Below are 17,257 nucleotides of genomic sequence, written 5' to 3'. Positions count from 1 at the left end.
ACAATGAATATCGATGTAATTAACTTTATTTAAGAGGAATACAATATATCGGCACGTAGCACTACATGCCGATACATATTTACAATTTAAAAGTCGAAGTAAACCATACCGTAGGCGGTAACATCATCATTTTTAAGCGACTCAAGATAATCATTCGTGCTTTGCACATCATAAGCTTCCAATCCTATATAACCCGACGCTGGCTCTTCATCGAAGTTAAAGTTTGCCGATAGGGGAAAGTCGACACCCTCTATGTCTAAGTTATCTAAAATAGCAAGAGAACCCTGACTTGGTGTGGTTAGTTGGAAGAAATAGAGACGATCATCAAAAGAATCATTTCCAGACAAGGTAACGGTTACAGAGTCCGCTCCCACTGAAGACAAGTTATAACTTTCATCATCAAAGAATGTTAAAACTTGTTGGGAAAATAAGTCGTAAGACATCAATGATAAGTCTAAGGACTCAGTGTGGGTTGATGGTAGCGTTACCTCAGCACCCGTATAAATGGATACTTGAACATCTGTGCCTTCGGAGCTGAAGCTGTCGAACTCGAAATTGTAAGCATTGATATAGGTTTCAGGTGTGTCAAAGATAGGAACTGAAGGTGAAAGTTCCGCAACATCCCAAGCTCGCACATTATCAGCGTAATGCATCCAGCCATCTTTTAGGCCGCGTAGTGAAACGCGCAGACTTGAGTTACTGTTAACGTTATTATTGAGCACCGAAAAAGGTACTTTTCTTACAAGCTCTGCATTACTTACTACATATGTTTCATCAAAACTGTAGTCACTAAGAACAGCAGTGTAATAGGTTTCTGCTGGTTCTTCCTGGGCACTGGTTAACGTAAGAGCTATGTCGGGCCACTCGCCGCCAATAGGGCGACAAACATTAGCTTCAGCCAACCAATCTGTGTCATTGACATCGAAAATATTAGACGATGTTGTGGTAGAGACAACGACGCTGGCCATAGGCGAGGCAACAGGAACTTGACTAATATCGAATGTTACGTTGTTACATTCGCACGAGTCTTCATTGGCGAAGCCTTCAGCGATAATGCGCGTGTCTTTTATTTTATCGGCGGTAATGTCTACGTAAGTATGAACGCGAGGGTAGGCTGTTTCTCCCCAATAACCTACACTCAGCATCGTATACGTTGCTACATCGGCATAATCGATAGCGATATTTCCGTCATTATCAGCTTTATACACAGCAGCTACTGCACCGCTGTTGTCATGGCGAACGACCAAGGCTTCAGTTTGAGGTATTATCTCACCGCATGAACTAAAGTAACTTGCACTAACCACATGCTCATAGTTTGAAGTAGGCGGTGTGCTTCCATTATCGTTAATAGGAGGTTGTGAAGAGCTACCACCGCCACATCCGGCAATAGCGGCCGCTAAGCCTGTTATTAGCAGTTGTTTGTTGTACTTCATATATTTTTCTGAAAGCCGTAATAGTAGGCTGACGCATGTCTAAGCAGCGCGGAGTGCCGAAATCAAACTGGTAACCCTACCAATGCTTCCAATTCCTTTTGTTTTACTATTTGATTTGTTTGGTGAGTTTTGATGTTAGCAGTTTTTGAGAAATGAAAATAGACGGCGCTTATCAGATTTAATTTATGTAAGAAGATAAGGTTAATGCATGAAATGCCATGTTGACCAGATGTAGTTCTGTATGGTCAACATGACGGGCTAGAGGTAGGTTTAATGCTCTCGACATGAGCATGCTTTGCTACTACTTACCTTGCACATTTAAATAAACGCAAACGCGTCGCCAAACAGGTTCTCAACTTTTAAGCCGCGCTGAGTAAAATCATCGCGTACCACTTTGGCCATTTCAAAGCGACCTGCTACGTACACCTGAATATTTGCAAAATCAGCATGATCTGCCATTACCGCATGGTGTACCCAGCCCGTTCTGCCTTTCCATTCGTCGCATGCAAATTCTACAACCGGCACAAAAGTGAAGTGGTCGTTCGCTTCAGCAAGCGCCGTCAACTCGTCGGCAAGATACAAGTCAGCCGCGTGTTTTCCACCCCAATAAAGGGTAAGTGGTGTCTTATCACCGCTGTTAAGATGCTCTTGCAGAATAGAGTAGGTATATGAGAAGCCAGTACCACCAGCAATAAGCACCATAGGCAGGCCATTACTTTGCAAAAAGGCATTGCCATTACCTACGTTTACGATAATTTCACCATCAGCACGCATGCGCTCTAGCACTTCACCAGCGTAGCTGTTACTAGGCTCTGCACCAATGTGTAACTCAATGCGGCGGTTATCAAAGGCGGCATTAGCAATAGAAAATGGACGCATATCTTTTTCGCCCATTACCACCATAGCATACTGACCCGCCTTAAATTCAACAGGGCTTTCTGGCGTTAATTCAACTTTTTGAACCACTTCGGTTAAAGGCGTGATGCTTGCAACCTTACACTTAATTTCTGACATGTATTCTCTTTAAACCTTCTTGCTTAGCGTGTCGCCTTTTCATGCGCTTTAAGACAAGCGCATGCTTAATTCAAAATAAATAGCGCTAAAAATAGTTGCTACATAATACCAAGACTGTCCCAAATATCATCAACCCGTTTTTTAACGTCTTCGTCCATTACAATGGGTACGCCCCATTCTCGGTCAGTCTCGCCCGGCATCTTGTTGGTGGCATCCATTCCCATTTTAGAGCCGAGTCCTGAAACTGGTGACGCAAAATCCAAGTAATCGATAGGCGTATTTTCTATCATTACCGTGTCGCGAGCTGGGTCCATACGGGTAGTGATGGCCCAAATAACATCGTTCCAGTCACGGGCATTAACGTCATCATCGCACACTATCACAAATTTGGTGTACATGAACTGGCGCAAGAATGACCATACCCCCATCATCACCCGTTTTGCGTGGCCAGGGTATTGCTTCTTCATGGTAACTATCGCCATACGATAAGAGCATCCTTCAGGAGGCAAGTAGAAGTCGACAATTTCAGGGAATTGCTTTTGCAAAATAGGCACAAACACTTCGTTTAGCGCAACACCTAAGATAGCTGGCTCATCTGGTGGACGGCCCGTATAGGTTGAATGGTAGATTGGGTCTTTGCGGTGGGTAATATGGGTAACGGTAAATACAGGGAAATCATCGACTTCATTGTAATAGCCGGTATGATCGCCGTATGGACCTTCAGGCGCTGTTTCATCTTGTGCAATATAGCCTTCAAGCACAATCTCGGCACTGGCAGGTACTTGTAAGTCGTTACTAATAGACTTAACTACTTCGGTTTTATCACCACGTAGTAAACCTGCAAAAGCATACTCGGAAAGGGTGTCTGGTACAGGAGTAACCGCACCTAATATAGTAGCGGGGTCTGCGCCAAGTGCCACAGAGACAGGGTAAGGCTCGCCCGGATGGGTTTGACACCACTCGCGAAAATCAAGTGCGCCGCCACGATGTGACAACCAGCGCATAATAAGTTTGTTTTTGCCGATAACCTGCTGACGGTAAATGCCCAGATTCTGACGCTTCTTATGCGGCCCTTTAGTAACACTCAAACCCCATGTTACTAAAGGCGCTGCGTCACCCGGCCAGCAGCGCTGTACCGGAATTTTTGACAAGTCTACATCGTCACCGGTAAGCACCACTTCCTGACAAGGGGCTTTCTTGAGTACTTTGGCAGGCATGTTAAGCACCTGCTTAAATACTGGTAGCTTCTCCCAAAGGTCTTTCAGCCCTTTTGGGGGCTCTGGCTCTTTCAGATAAGCCAATAGCTTGCCTACTTCGCGAAGTGCTTCTACAGACTCTTGACCCATTCCCATAGCTACGCGCTCTGGCGTACCAAACAAATTAGCCAATACGGGCATGTCGTGGTTTTTAGGGTTTTCAAACAACAGCGCAGGGCCGCCGGCACGCAACGTCCTGTCGGCAATTTCTGTCATTTCAAGGTCGGTATCAATGGGCTGGGTAATGCGTACCAATTCACCTTTAGCTTCTAGCTGGCGAATAAAGTCGCGTAAATCTTTGTACTTCATCAGTGCAGGTGCATCCACAAACTCAATTTATGGCAAGAATATACTATTTAGCGCCAAAGTCCGATCAGTAAGCGCTGTGTTTACACGATTAAACGTTTTACAGAAAAATTACGCTTTACAGAGGTGCCATTTGGGTGTGATATAAGAAAGCGTTAAAAAAATTAACAAATTTAGGGCGAAAAGTACGTTAGCGGATGCACTTTTTTACAGGTTTTTTGGTCGAAGCGTGTTGAAAGAAAACGCTTTACAGAAGGGCCTTGCAACTGCCAGTGTGCTACACCCTATCAACCTTTTTTGCCTAAGGTGGTTACATGAGCTCATTCGATCAGGACATGCTAGACGAATTAAATTTGTTACTGAAGTTTCCCACAGACAGCCTACTTCAAGGTTTAAAAATTCACCATGACGCGAGCCAAAGCATGGTGAACGCTGCATCTAGACTATATTCCAAAGGCCTGATCACCCAGCCTGATGGTGGTTATTTAACAGATTTAGGTATTGATCTAGCCGATCACGCCCGCCATATCCAATCGGCCATGTGCCCACGAAAAAGCAGCCACTAAAAGCAAGGGGCTAGGGTGTGGTTATATGCAGGTGGTCAGCGCTACAGCTGCCAAAGATAGTAGCTGACCGCAGTTGTCTATTCATCTATTCGTAAAGAAAAATATGTCTTGGTTAAGATAATCTATAATTAGCCGATACCTTAACCAAGACACAGTAATCATCACATACTCTTTTGCTATGAAACGTATTCTAACCACAGCCTTATTTTTCTGTGCCTCTGTGACGGGCTTTTCCGCTCATGCTCTTGAAGGGGAAACTATTGAAGAGCTTCGCGCTGTTCAGCTTTATAGCCAAGACGCCTTAATCGAAATGATTAACGCTAATACCCATTTAGACAAAGTTGTGGCCGACCGATGCCAGTTAGTACAGGATATCGAAGCGCGTGCAAACGTGTTGAAAGTGCCGGCCTACCAGTTTTTATGGGGAGACATGCTAGCGTGGGGCGTGTGCGTAGATGCTGAACCTGCTCGTGGGATTGGCTATATGGAGGACGCCGCGAATCAAGGTTTGCCAGCAGCACTAGAGCAACTCGGGCGATACTACGCAAAAGGTACGCTTGTGCAGCAAGATAAATCTCGCGCCGTGGTGTATTTGCGAGAAGCGGCTGCGCTTAAAAACCTTAAAGCGCAAATTCATTTGGTAGAGTTATTTTTGGAAGGTTACGGCAGCCCTTATGACTATGAAGATGCCTACCACTGGCTGTATAACTCTGTAACCAACGATAAAAAGCAGCATCAGAAAATAGCGTCATATCTTGCTCGCTTAGAAAAGCTTATGCATCCCAAGGCGGTGCGTGAAGCAAAGCGTCCTTTAGATAGCTAAATATTACCAGTACGTAATAGATAGCAAACGCCTAAATGATTAAGATAGTTTGCGGGGGCTTAGCGCTTCCGCCAGCCTGTGAGCATAGGGCGAACTAACTGAATATTTCCCATATATTGCACAGCAAACACTGCAGCGACATGCACTAGCACACATGCGTAAAGCACATCGGCCATAATGCTGTGTATCCATTCCAGCGTACTATTGCCAAACATGGCATCTATTTCTTCCATCATAAAACCGGTAACACCTAAACCCAGCAGTAACGTGATAACGGCCATTATCATTAGCCAGCCGAAAGGGTTGTGGCCATGGTGAGTGGGAATTTTATTTTGTTTTACGTGCTGAATATGTTCAGCGAAGGCTTGTTGACGTAATGATACTTTAGAAAAGCTTGCGTATGCAGTAGCAACCCTTCTAATTCCTTCGAATTTGGTGGATAAAATGCCCCAGCCAATCCTTATAGATATTAGCGCTACTGCCATATAACCAGCTATTTCATGGTAAAGGCGACCTGGCTCCACAATAAAATAATTGGTCACAAAGGTAGCAACAAGGCCCCAGTGGCACACGCGCACAATCCAATCCCAAATATAAATATCCGAAGGCGTATCAGTAGGTCTGTACATTAAATAACTATCTCAGAATAAAACAAAAACGCTGCAATAGTTTGCAGCGTTTTTATCAAGTGTTAAAGCAAACGAACGATGAATCGTTCGTTAAAACACACTTAGTGCATTTCTTTCTTAACAATGCTGCCATCAACAGGGTTAAAGTAAATTTCTACTTTGTTTTCTTCTTTGTCGAAGCCGTAGATTTCGTAACAGTTGCCGCCGGTTACTTTAAACTCGTTAATTTTGTAACCTTGCGCTAATAGCTGAGCCTGAAACGCATCTTGGTTCTGCCATTCAGCTTCAGGTGCAGTAGTACACTGCGTAGTGCCATGCTCTGCACTACAAGCACTTAATAGGGTCGCAGCACCAATAGCCGTAGCCATCATTAATTTCTTCATTGCAGTCTCCATTTCGCTTTTTAGTTAAAAGTTATTTTTGTCCTACGTGGAATGAGTGTACTTAGTTTGCTCTATGATTCAAAGGGGGGATTTTTGTTATGCCATTTATCGCGGCGTAGACTTTTCTTATTGTCGATAAATGAAGTCATCAGGATCTATTTTTAAAAATTAGCGCGGTAAAGAACAATCGTTAGCGCGAGATGTGGCTTTCTTTTTTATGAAGGGTAAGCGAAAGTTCGAACCCACAGACATTCGCATATTTGAGTAGAGTCTTCCAACTAGGGTTGCTATTCTCTTTTTCCAATCGGCTTATATTACTCTTGTGTGTTTGCATTTTTTGCGCAAGCTGTTCTTGAGTTAGCCCTGCCTCTTTCCTCATAGCTATCAGCTGCTCTATAAGTGTGAACTCGCTCTCTAGGCGATCATACTCCTGTTTTACATCTTCATTCTTCAATGCTTCATGCTTAAGGCTTTGTAAAGTCATGGCTAGTTAACCTCTTTTATTCTCAATCTGGCGATCTGTATTATTTCTTTCGGCGTTTTCTGAGACTTTTTCATGAATGCATATAAAATATGTATCTGCTTTACTTTTGTATAGCAGAATAGCGCCCTACCGATTCCTTCTTTTGCTTTAGCTCTGACCTCGAACAACCCATTACTCATGGGTTTAGTATGAGGAGCCCCTAAGTTCGGGCCATGCTTTTCCATAAGTTCTAATAACCGTATAAACCGTGCCTGCACTTTAGGTGGCATAGCCAATATTTGCTCTTTAACGCCTCTGTGAAACTTGATCTCCCAATTCATCATTATTCCTATTGGGGTTATCATTAATGATAACTTTTGTTGTGTGTTTATTCAACAAAAGTTACATAGAGCTTTACTTAATGACAACTGAGCTCTGGTACAGAGCTAATTAGGGAAAAAGAAAGGGAAGGTCGTCTGTCACAAAATTGCCTTTCATTTGTAACCTATACTTCATCGAACCGTCTCAAAAGCGCTCTACATTCTTGTGCTTCGATAATTCTAAAAGGTAAGCAATGTCGCCAATCTATCGGCGAAATGCTTATAAAAATACATAAACACCCTATAAGCACACGAAAGGAATGATTTAATGCGCCCTCTGTATCCACGTCCGGTTTGTTCACGCTCTTTGCTTGCCACAATAATTGCGTTTGCTTTATCAAGCGCAGCAATTGCACAAGAAGTAGCACCCGACACTGAGAATGAAAATGACTATATAGAAGAGATTACGGTAACCGCTCAGATGCGAGAGCAGTCCGTAATGGATGTGCCCGTTACTATGGATGTTATAGGCAGCGAGTTTCTAGAGCGCACCAATATTATGGAGCTTGATGAGCTATCTCGTATTTTGCCTAACGTTCAAATTCAGGAACAGGCCGTAAGCTTACCGTCTTTCAACATTCGCGGCGTCACCGATGATGTGTCGTCAGTGTCGGCAACACCTCGCATATCGGTATATCAAGATGGCTTTGATATTAGTAAGAAAACTGTAGCCAGTGTTGCGCTTTACGATATTGCCCGCGTAGAGGTTTTAAAAGGCCCACAGCCAACCCTATTTGGTGTAGCGGCAGCCAATGGCGCGGTAAGCATTCACTCTAATCTTCCTACCTTTGAGCAAGAGGGCAAAGTGCAGGTTGGCTATAATTCAGAACAGGGCCAAGAAGTAGAGTTTATGTATAACCAGCCTATTAATGATAATCACAGTTTTCGAATTGCCGGGCTTTACCGAGAAATGGACGGCATTGTAGAGAACAATGCGTGCAGTGCTGACTCTTACTATGGTAATGCAAATATGTACAACCACCTGGGTGAAGAGGTACCGTGCAATAGCGAAGACCTTCAGGGGGTATCGGTTCAAGCGCTACGGGCAACATGGCTTGCGAATTACGAGCAACTTGAAATCATTGCGCGTGCAGCAATGGAATACAACGACCAGCCGGGCATCGCTTTCAAATCTGGCTCTATTGCTCCAAACGGTGGAGATACTAGCCCTTTTACCGATGCTGAGTTCAGCTTGGGTGGTGAATTAGGTATTGAGCGTACGCTTCAAGCCTATGACTTAACCGTAAACTACGATTTCAACCAGATGCTTAGCCTACACGCCGATGTCTACTATAAAGATGTAGAAGTAAGCGAAGGATTTGATGCTGATGGTTCAGCGTTGCGTATTCAAGATGCTTATTTCGATAACGACGCCACGCTTCAAGGCGCTTCGATGCGTTTAGTGTATGACTCGGGTGATAAGTTGGCCGCGTTTGTAGGCGCGTCTATTACTCAAGACGATTCTATTTTGCCTTACTATGTGATGGTAGACCCATTTATACGCGGTACGTTTGATGCAGTAAAAGCACAGTTAGAGGCTAGTTCTAATATTCCGCTTAATCAGAATATAGCGACCAATGCATCGCTAGAGGAAATAGAAGCCCTGCGCGCAATATTGGTGTCTCAGCTATTTAATGCAGATGGTTCGCCTATTTCTAACCCTGCGCTGCCGCCTATATTGACACAAGGGCCGTTTATTTTTGAAGCTGAGTTAGACATTGCATCCTATGTTGCTGAAGTGTCTTATTACGTGACTGACAATATTAATGTAACGGCGGGTATACGCTATATCGATGAAACCCGTTATACGCGAAATACCTTTACCACTGCAGACGGTGCTTTTACTTTCGATGCCGAGCGCGACTTTGACGATACTTTGCCACGCTTTGCGGTAAGTTACGATGTGAACAATAACTGGAATTTATACGCGAACTACGCCAAGGGCCGTCGCTCACCGGTTGTGGATGCAAACGCGGGTGGCGTTGATGTGACTAAACCTGAAATAGTAGACAGTTACGATTTAGGTGTTAAATATCAAAGTGCCAACTTCCTGTTCTCAGGTGCGATTTTTACTTACGAATACAGCGATTATCAGCAAAGCTTTACCGACGCAGAAACCTTGCAGTCGATTACTGTAACTGTAGGTGATTCGACCATGTCGGGTATTGAAGGCATGGCAACTTATAACTACAGTGAAACGCTGACGCTAACAGCAAGCCTCGGTTTCCTTGATGCTGAATTTGCAGACAATACAGCTGATGGTTCTGAGTTCCAGTACGGCGGCAATAAGTTCCGCTTAGCGCCAGAGGTTAGCGGCGCGATAAACATCAATAAATTGTTTAACATGAACAACTTCGACATTGATGTTAACTGGCTAACCAGCTTCCAGTCTGAGGTGTTCTTTGAAAGCAGTAATTATCCTGGCCTTTCTCAGGATACTTACTCACTGACCGATGTATCGGTGAAGCTGCTTCAAGACAACAGCAAGTTCGCCTACGAGTTTTACGTGAACAACCTGTTTGATAAAGAGTTCTTAATTGATGCAGGTAATACAGGCGGCGGTTTAGGTATTCCTACCTTCGTACGAGGTATGCCTCGTATTGCCGGTGTGCGTGTTTATTATGAGTTCTAGAAGTAAAGAATAAGAGATTACCTATTCCCGTCAATATGCCCTTATCTTGATGGGAATAGGACGTAACTTAAATTGTATGGGTCACAAGAAGGAGTATCAGAGACTCTGATTTTATTCGGTGCGATTTAACTATAACGTCTTGCACTCTGTCTTTGGTGATGAAAAGCAAAAGAAGACATTTAATGCTAGTGCAGCTACAATAAAGATTCTCAAAGAACCTCGGAGAATCTACATGCCTTTAAAAGCTACCTCAGTAAGATTAGATGACGAAACACTTGCACGTGTAGGCGAAATGGCTAAGGCGATGGATAGACCTAGGGCGTGGCTGATGGCCGAAGCCATCAAGCAGTATGTTGCTCGCGAAGAGTGGTTTATCCAAGAGGTAGAAAAAGGAGTGAAAGCCGCTGATGAGGGACGTTTGACCGACCATACTGATGTCAAAACTAAGTGGGAGGCTAAGCGTGCAGCTCAAATGGACTGATCTTGCAGGTACCGATTTAGAGAAAATTGAAGCTCATATTGCTCAAGAAAATAGCCCCTCTGTAGCTATTGACGTTGTCATGAACATTATTGATAGTTCGCACCTAGTCTTATCAGAACATCCTAGAGCAGGCCGTCATGGCCGATTGAAGAATACGCGTGAACTTGTAATTAATGGCCTGCCGTTTATCGTTATATATCGAGAAAACATCACTACAAATTGCATCGAAATACTACGTGTTCTTCATGATGCTCAGCAATGGCCCAACGCAGATTAAAAACAAACTATTTGTGGAAAGCACTAAGCTCGTTGTCAGACTTGTAAGGTAGCGTTTGTAGCCTTTAACGTTATAAATAACGTGCATAGGCTCAAGCCTATGCACGCTTATAAACTTGTAGAACGCTATGCCTTAATCTCAAAACTATGCGTGTTAACTACTTTTCCAGCTTTGGTTAAAATTGCATCCACATAGTGCCACGTGGCTTTTGCGCTGTCTTCGCTGACGGTCAATGTCATAAAGCCGCGCTGGTGAAGATTACAGTACTGCAAATCTTCAATTAGAAGCGGAAGATCGTCGGCAAGCGTTTCTGCCATTTCATCATCCATACTTAAATAATGTTCCATACCCGGCGATGTTACCCCTGGTGTAGCAAGTTCAACTCCCACTTCTGTGCCATCTTTCAGGGTTAATTTGTTATGCCATGCGTTATGTGTATCACCTGCAAGGGCAATAACTGGCTTGCCGATAGATTTTAGCTGCATCAGAACTTGTTCCCGTTCAATAGGGTAGCCGTCCCATGCGTCTAAGTTGTAAGGCATTACGGTACTGATAAGCGCAAGCTCTTGCTCACTAAGTGCGCCACCTTGCTTTTGTTTGCGTTTGATATTCGCGAGCCTATGTACATGAGCAGGAATTTCTTTACGCTCAACGCCGTTAAATATCGATACAGGGAAAAGCATGCGGCCTATTAATAGCTGCTGCCCTAACACCTGCCATTTAGCCTGACTTTGCTGCATAGATGAATATAGCCAGTTACGTTGGGTTTCACCTAAAAGTCCACGACTAGGATTACTGATATCTTTCATAAAACCAGCTTGGTCAAACGCTTTTGTTTCAGCATCGCGATAGTCGCCGTATTCAAGCTGTTTATCGCGTGCAAGAACGCGGGTGTCGAGCATGTATAAATCAAGAAGTTTACCAAAGGTAAACTGGCGATAAATCTCTAAACGTTCAGTACCAAATGGTGGGCGAATGGGTAACCACTCATAATAGGCTTGAACGGCCGCCGCACGACGTTCATAAAAATCGCCTTCATCCTCTTGGTGATTTTCAGCACCGTCTTTGTAAGTGTCGTTAGTAATTTCATGGTCATCCCACACAACAATAAACGGCTTGTTTTGGTGTAATGCCAACAGGCCTTCATCCGTGCGATACAGCGCATAGCGATTGCGATAGTCGGTTAGCGTATAAAGCTCGGTATCGTTATCAGGCGCATAGGTACGGCCAATCTCTTTTGCATGCTCAGTGGCGTAACCTTTACCGTCATACTCATAAATGTAGTCACCAAGATGCAATACATAGTCGATGTTGTCGTCTTTCGCTGCTTCCATGTAAGGCGTGAAAAAGCCAGCGGGGTAGTTGGAACAAGAAAATATGCCGAACGTGACGTTAGACACATCGACTTCAGGTAGCGTACGGGTTTCTCCAACAGGGCTTGTATTATTAGCGCTTTTGAAGCGGTAAAAATAACGACGAGCTGGACTAAGACCTGCTACGTCCACTTTTACGGTAAAATCATGGATTGCTTTGGCTTCAACAATACCGCTACTTATCACATTGGCAAAATCAGCATCGCTTGCCATTTCCCATAAAATATCGGCTTTAACTAAAGATGAGCCTGACCCCGTACCTGAGCCTAAATTTGCTGTGGGCACGGCGCGCGTCCAAATAATAACGGCGTCTTTTAATGGGTCTCCACTAGCCACACCATGGGTAAAGGTAGCGTTGGTTTGCGGTTGGCTATTTGCTGAAGTGCTAACGGTACAGCCCGCTAGCCCGGTAGACACTGCCATGCTCGCACCTGCGAATGACGACAGCTTTATAAACGATCTTCTATCCATATGCCTGCTCTTTATAGGTTTGTAATGTAACTGGTGATGTCATTGTTTTGTTGAACGCTCATGCAACAAAAACGAAAACCCATTTTTATACTGAGTGTTTGTGACATACAGATGTCAGGCAGCGCCGAATCGAGAACAGGACTTTAGATCGAAGTTGACACATCTGTAACTGGGTAAAATGTGCACATGTTTTTGAGAAAAAATTACCTCTGTGGTAATCTTTGACGGATATTCCATTGGCAATAATAAGTTTCGTCCACAATAAGCTTCTTGCAATGTGGCAGAGTGATGATGATGAATGGCTTCCTTTAGCATATCGTCACAAGGTTTGGGACGCGCTATTTGACTTAGATGCTGCATCACAAGTTTCAGATTTGATCGATATTGGTGCCATAAAAGCTGAAGGAAGCGCTCTTTGGTATGTAACGGTTACAGTTAATAACGTAGAACCGTGTGGAGCGGTAACATGTTTTTTTAGTGATGGCGATTGTTTCAGCCTTGATTACAGAGAATACAACCCATGAAACACAGTATGCACATAGGTATTGAATACAATAGTGACCGGGGCAAAGCACTAATCGATACTGGAGAGCGAGTATCAAGACCTGAACATCTAAAAAGGCCTCACCCTGGTGAAGTGTTTAAACGCAGGTGCATGTCAAAGTCATCGCTGAAGCAAAATGAGATTGCACAGTGTTTGAGTATCTCAACAAAACATTTATCAAGGTTTATTAACGGGCATACGAATTTAACCATTGAGCTTGCTCGTAAGCTCGAAGCTGTGAGCGGTATTAGTGCCCAAGCATGGATGCATTATCAGGTTGCATACGACCTATATAGAACCGCAAACAGCAAACCCAATTTAAAGTCAATCTACTAGCAAGTATCTCAGTTTACAAAATGGTTGCTGTAACTTTCATATGTGCTGACTTAGCAACAGATTTTCTATTCTTCGCTACTAACAATCCGGTATTCAAAGTCATAAGTTCCCGCTCGTAGCAAAAAAGCTTGGTAAACGCTATAAGCCTAATAACGCACAATCTTTTACCGTAAATACTGTTATACTGTGCAGCAAATAACCACATGAACCAAAAATGGTTTATGTGCCTAAACAATCATATTTATGTTTTCTACAGCGCTTTGACGAACTAAGCCACAAACGAAAACACGTTGAATAAAATACGAAAGGTAAATTTAAAATACATGAGTGATGATCCGCATTATCAGCGCGAGAAAGAAAAGTACGAAAATCCGGTAGCCAGCCGCGAATATTTAATGAGTTTATTAAAAGAGTACGACAAGCCGTTGTCGTTTCTTGATATCTGTAACTTGGTGAACGCCTTCGATGAAGAAGCGCGAATTGGAATTCAGCGCCGACTACGTGCCATGGAGCGCGAAGGTCAGGTGCAATTTACCAAGCAGAAAAAATACATTCTCCAAAACCGTGATGAACTCATTAAAGGCAGAATTATTGGTCACCGTGATGGCTACGGCTTTTTGCGTCCTGAAGATAAAAGCGGTGATTTATTTATCAGTGCTGGGCAGATGAACCTGTTCCTTCACGACGACGTGGTAGAAGCGCGCATTAGCGGAACCGATCGCCGTGGAAGAAAAGAAGCGTTTGTTACGCAAGTCATTGAGCCGCGCAGCGAGCCTATTGTTGGCCGCTACTTTGTTGAGCAAGGTTTTGGCATGGTCGTGCCAGATGACAGCCGGTTGCAGCACGAAATTGTTATTCCACCAGAAAGCACTAACGGTGCTCGAATGGGGCAGGTGGTAGTGGTAGAGCTTACTCAGCGCCCACGCCGAAAAATGAGCCCAGTAGGCAAAATTGTAGAAGTACTTGGTGAACATATGGCGCCAGGTATGGAAATAGAAATGGCCTTACGCACATTTGATATTCCGCACCAGTGGCCAAATGGCGTAACCAAGCAAGTGGAAAAGCTTACCGATCAGGTGCCCGATGAAGCCAAAGAAGGTCGTATCGATTTGCGCCAGCTTCCGCTGGTTACGATTGACGGTGAAGACGCCCGCGACTTCGATGACGCAGTATATTGCGAACCACTTGACGACGGCGGCTGGCAGCTATGGGTAGCCATTGCCGATGTAAGTCACTATGTAAGAACTGGCTCAGCCCTTGATGATGAAGCGCAGCAGCGCGGTAACTCGGTGTATTTCCCTGACCAAGTTATCCCTATGCTTCCAGAAGTACTGTCTAACGGCTTGTGTTCACTAAACCCTGAAGTTGACCGTCTTTGCATGGTGTGTGAAATGACCATTAGCGCAAATGGCAAACTAGAAGAATTCCAGTTTTACGAAGCGGTCATGAACTCACACGCCCGTTTAACCTACACTAAAGTGTGGAATATTCTGCAGGGCGACAAAGAACTTCATCAGCGTTACGAGCCTCATGTACCTCATTTACGCAACCTTCACGACTTGTACCGTGCGCTCAAAAAAGCCCGTGCCAAGCGTGGCGCGATTGAATTTGAAACCCAAGAAGTGAAGTTTGTATTCAACGCTCAGCGCAAGATTGAAAATATTGTGCCGTTGGTGCGTAACGATGCGCATAAGCTAATTGAAGAGTGCATGATCATGGCTAACGTGAGTGCAGCCCTAATGCTTGAAAAGCATGAGGCGCCAGCACTATATCGTGTGCACGACAAACCTGATGCCGACAGGCTTACCGCATTTACCAGTTACTTAAGTGAAATTGGTATTCCTCATCGCATAGTTGAAGACGCGGAGCCTGCCGCATTTACTGATGTGGTGCTTAAAACCCGTGGTCGGGTAGACGAAGAGCTTATTCAAACCATGTTGCTGCGCTCTATGAAGCAAGCGGTTTACGACGGTGACAACGTAGGTCACTTTGGTTTGGCGCTAGAAGCCTATGCGCACTTCACGTCACCTATCCGTCGCTACCCAGACTTAGTGGTGCACCGTGCATTGAAAGGCATTATTGCCAAACAGCAAGGCAAAAAAGCGGTAAGTGGCGCGAAAAATTACACTGTTGAAGAAATTGAACAGTTAGGTGAGCAGTGTTCTATGACGGAGCGCCGCGCCGATGATGCCACCCGCGATGTAGCCGACTGGCTTAAGTGTGAGTTTATGCTCGACCACGTCGGCGACACTTTTGAAGGTGTGGTTAGCTCGGTTACAAACTTTGGCTTATTTATACGTCTTACCGAATACCACATCGACGGCTTGGTGCATATAACATCGCTAGATGATGACTATTATCACTATGACGATGTAAAACAAGCATTGGTAGGTGAATCGGGCCATCGCCAGTTCAGACTGGGTGATACGGTTGAAGTAACCGTAGCAGCGGTCAACCTTGATGAAAGAAAGATTGATTTATTACTCGATAAGTCTATGCTGCGCGGCACTAAGGGTAAGAAGGTAAAAGTGAGGTCAGCGAAAAAGGCTTCAGATAAACCTACTCGTTTTGATAACAAACCACGCTCTGATAAAGGCTCGCGTTCTGATAAAAAAGGGAACAAAGGCAAAGGCGGCTCAAGCTCGTCTAGTCGTAGCGGTGGGAAATCGTCAAGTCGCGGCAGCGCTAAAGGCGGTGGCAGCGGCAAAACATTGTCATTGAATAAAAGAGGTAAGCGTTAAATGGCGCAGCAAGAATGGTTATACGGTTTACATGCCATGCAGTCGGTACTTGAAAAAGAGCCCGAGCGTGTAATGGAAGTGTTGGTGTTGAAAGGTCGCAATGACGAGCGTTTAACCAACATTGTTAACCAAGCCCGTCGTTTCGGTATTTCAGTTCAGTTTTGTCAGCGCAAAGCACTAGATGACAAAGTAAGCGGTGAGCAACACCAAGGCGTGGTAGCAAGAGCAAAACCAGCCCGCGTGCTAGATGAAGCTGATTTAGACAAAATTTTAGAAAGCGAAGCGCAGCCTTTAATTTTGGTGCTAGACGGTGTTACCGACCCTCATAATCTAGGTGCGTGCTTGCGTACTGCAGATGGAGCAGGGGTGCACGCGGTAGTAGTACCGAAAGATAAATCAGCAAGTTTAAATGGCACAGTAAGAAAGGTAGCTTGTGGCGCCGCTGAAGTGGTTCCACTTATTCAAATCACGAACCTGGCTAGAACCTTGAAGCATCTTCAAGATAAAGGGCTATGGATTGTTGGCACAGCCGGTGAAACCGATAAAACCCTCTATGATGTAGACCTGAAAGGCCCAACTGCATTAGTAATGGGGGCTGAAGGTAAAGGCATGCGAAGGCTTACCAAAGAAACGTGTGACGAGTTGGTGAAGCTCCCTATGGCTGGCAGCGTGACAAGCTTGAACGTGTCGGTTGCTACAGGTGTATGCTTGTACGAGATTGTAAGGCAGCGCGGACTATAACGTAGCCCCAAAAGCTAAGAAGGCCTCTAGGCCTAAACAATTGTTATTCTGATAAAGCGCGTGTTCCGAGAGGAACACGCGCTTTTTTTGCATTTAAGCAAAATTTATAAGTGTTTTAATATTTTGTTACATTTGAATTTGTAATTTAAATGTTAATTATAAAATTTTATTCCTAACATGAATTTGCTCGTAGAACACATTTGGCGTGCTTTTCACAATGTTTGGTGTCTTTTTAAGTATTTTTTAAGGTATAAAAAATACTTACCAGGGTTAAGGCAACATACTCAACTGTTTGATTAGCCGCCTAATATGAGCTATGTAGCTAACTTCTTTATGACTAGTTATCTACAAACCTGGCAAACGGGTAGGTCGTTGCAACGCTGTTGCGTCGGTTGTCATGGATGAGCT

General features: G+C 44.3%; 17 protein-coding genes. 9 read left to right on the top strand and 8 right to left on the bottom strand.

Translation table 11 applies throughout. From position 1 onward, the window contains the following. Nucleotides 1-86: 86 nt before the first annotated feature. The 3 genes from E5672_RS17280 to ubiD form a co-directional block, all read right to left on the bottom strand. Complete coding sequence (locus tag E5672_RS17280) at nucleotides 87-1,433, bottom strand: hypothetical protein (RefSeq protein WP_136783370.1); 1,347 nt, start codon at nucleotides 1,431-1,433, stop codon at nucleotides 87-89. A 318-nt stretch (nucleotides 1,434-1,751) separates the two neighbouring features. After that, complete coding sequence (gene fre, locus E5672_RS17275; protein ID WP_136783369.1) at nucleotides 1,752-2,447, bottom strand: NAD(P)H-flavin reductase; 696 nt, start codon at nucleotides 2,445-2,447, stop codon at nucleotides 1,752-1,754. 98 nt (nucleotides 2,448-2,545) lie between these two features. Next, a complete protein-coding gene (gene ubiD, locus E5672_RS17270; RefSeq protein WP_071817633.1) occupies nucleotides 2,546-4,012 on the bottom strand; it encodes a 4-hydroxy-3-polyprenylbenzoate decarboxylase in 1,467 nt (488 codons plus the stop codon). 311 nt (nucleotides 4,013-4,323) lie between these two features. Between ubiD and E5672_RS17265 the strand changes: the two genes are divergently transcribed. After that, nucleotides 4,324-4,575 carry a TIGR02647 family protein gene (locus tag E5672_RS17265; protein ID WP_014950925.1) on the top strand — a complete coding sequence of 84 codons (252 nt, stop codon included), beginning with the start codon at nucleotides 4,324-4,326 and terminating at the stop codon, nucleotides 4,573-4,575. A 178-nt stretch (nucleotides 4,576-4,753) separates the two neighbouring features. Beyond that, nucleotides 4,754-5,398 (top strand): tetratricopeptide repeat protein, encoded by a 645-nt coding sequence (locus E5672_RS17260; protein WP_136783368.1) that lies wholly within the window; start codon nucleotides 4,754-4,756, stop codon nucleotides 5,396-5,398. A gap of 59 nt (nucleotides 5,399-5,457) precedes the next feature. On the opposite strand, the gene E5672_RS17255 is transcribed toward E5672_RS17260, so the two are convergent. The 4 genes from E5672_RS17255 to E5672_RS17240 form a co-directional block, all read right to left on the bottom strand. Continuing rightward, nucleotides 5,458-6,027: a cytochrome b/b6 domain-containing protein gene (locus tag E5672_RS17255; RefSeq protein WP_136783367.1), complete on the bottom strand. Its 570-nt coding sequence runs from the start codon at nucleotides 6,025-6,027 to the stop codon at nucleotides 5,458-5,460. 101 nt (nucleotides 6,028-6,128) lie between these two features. Then, nucleotides 6,129-6,410 (bottom strand): PepSY domain-containing protein, encoded by a 282-nt coding sequence (locus E5672_RS17250; RefSeq protein WP_014950922.1) that lies wholly within the window; start codon nucleotides 6,408-6,410, stop codon nucleotides 6,129-6,131. 190 nt (nucleotides 6,411-6,600) lie between these two features. After that, nucleotides 6,601-6,894 (bottom strand): helix-turn-helix domain-containing protein, encoded by a 294-nt coding sequence (locus E5672_RS17245; protein WP_136783366.1) that lies wholly within the window; start codon nucleotides 6,892-6,894, stop codon nucleotides 6,601-6,603. 2 nt (nucleotides 6,895-6,896) lie between these two features. Beyond that, nucleotides 6,897-7,214, bottom strand: a complete 318-nt coding sequence (locus E5672_RS17240; RefSeq protein ID WP_136783365.1) for a type II toxin-antitoxin system RelE/ParE family toxin — start codon at nucleotides 7,212-7,214, stop codon at nucleotides 6,897-6,899. A gap of 307 nt (nucleotides 7,215-7,521) precedes the next feature. Between E5672_RS17240 and E5672_RS17235 the strand changes: the two genes are divergently transcribed. From E5672_RS17235 to E5672_RS17225, 3 genes are all read left to right on the top strand, one after another. Further along, nucleotides 7,522-9,885, top strand: coding sequence for a TonB-dependent receptor (locus tag E5672_RS17235; protein WP_136783364.1), 2,364 nt, complete (start codon nucleotides 7,522-7,524; stop codon nucleotides 9,883-9,885). A gap of 232 nt (nucleotides 9,886-10,117) precedes the next feature. Beyond that, entirely contained in the window at nucleotides 10,118-10,366 is a 249-nt protein-coding gene (locus tag E5672_RS17230) for a CopG family ribbon-helix-helix protein (RefSeq protein WP_014950920.1), read from the top strand. After that, complete coding sequence (locus E5672_RS17225; RefSeq protein ID WP_014950919.1) at nucleotides 10,347-10,643, top strand: type II toxin-antitoxin system RelE/ParE family toxin; 297 nt, start codon at nucleotides 10,347-10,349, stop codon at nucleotides 10,641-10,643. Before E5672_RS17230 ends, E5672_RS17225 begins: the two co-directional genes overlap by 20 nt. 125 nt (nucleotides 10,644-10,768) lie before the next feature. Here the strand turns inward: E5672_RS17225 and E5672_RS17220 are convergent, their stop codons facing one another. Continuing rightward, nucleotides 10,769-12,487, bottom strand: a complete 1,719-nt coding sequence (locus E5672_RS17220) for an alkaline phosphatase D family protein (protein ID WP_136783363.1) — start codon at nucleotides 12,485-12,487, stop codon at nucleotides 10,769-10,771. Nucleotides 12,488-12,723: 236 nt separating this feature from the next. On the opposite strand from E5672_RS17220, the gene E5672_RS17215 reads away from it, so the two are divergent. The 4 genes from E5672_RS17215 (at nucleotide 12,724) to rlmB (ending at nucleotide 16,849) form a co-directional block, all read left to right on the top strand. After that, complete coding sequence (locus tag E5672_RS17215; protein WP_136783362.1) at nucleotides 12,724-13,011, top strand: hypothetical protein; 288 nt, start codon at nucleotides 12,724-12,726, stop codon at nucleotides 13,009-13,011. Further along, nucleotides 13,008-13,367 carry a HigA family addiction module antitoxin gene (locus E5672_RS17210; RefSeq protein WP_136783361.1) on the top strand — a complete coding sequence of 120 codons (360 nt, stop codon included), beginning with the start codon at nucleotides 13,008-13,010 and terminating at the stop codon, nucleotides 13,365-13,367. The genes E5672_RS17215 and E5672_RS17210 overlap by 4 nt, the downstream gene beginning before the upstream one ends. Nucleotides 13,368-13,690: 323 nt before the next feature. Beyond that, entirely contained in the window at nucleotides 13,691-16,108 is a 2,418-nt protein-coding gene (gene rnr, locus E5672_RS17205) for a ribonuclease R (protein WP_136783360.1), read from the top strand. Then, the gene (rlmB, locus tag E5672_RS17200; RefSeq protein ID WP_136783359.1) at nucleotides 16,109-16,849 is read left to right on the top strand and encodes a 23S rRNA (guanosine(2251)-2'-O)-methyltransferase RlmB; all 741 of its coding nucleotides are present in this window, start codon (nucleotides 16,109-16,111) and stop codon (nucleotides 16,847-16,849) included. Nucleotides 16,850-17,257 lie beyond the last annotated feature (408 nt).

Origin of the sequence: Alteromonas portus, assembly GCF_005117025.1 — a bacterium.
In the GTDB taxonomy this organism is placed as follows: domain Bacteria; phylum Pseudomonadota; class Gammaproteobacteria; order Enterobacterales; family Alteromonadaceae; genus Alteromonas; species Alteromonas portus.
Note: the sequence above shows the minus strand (reverse complement) of the source record. Positions and strands in the feature narration are given on the sequence as shown.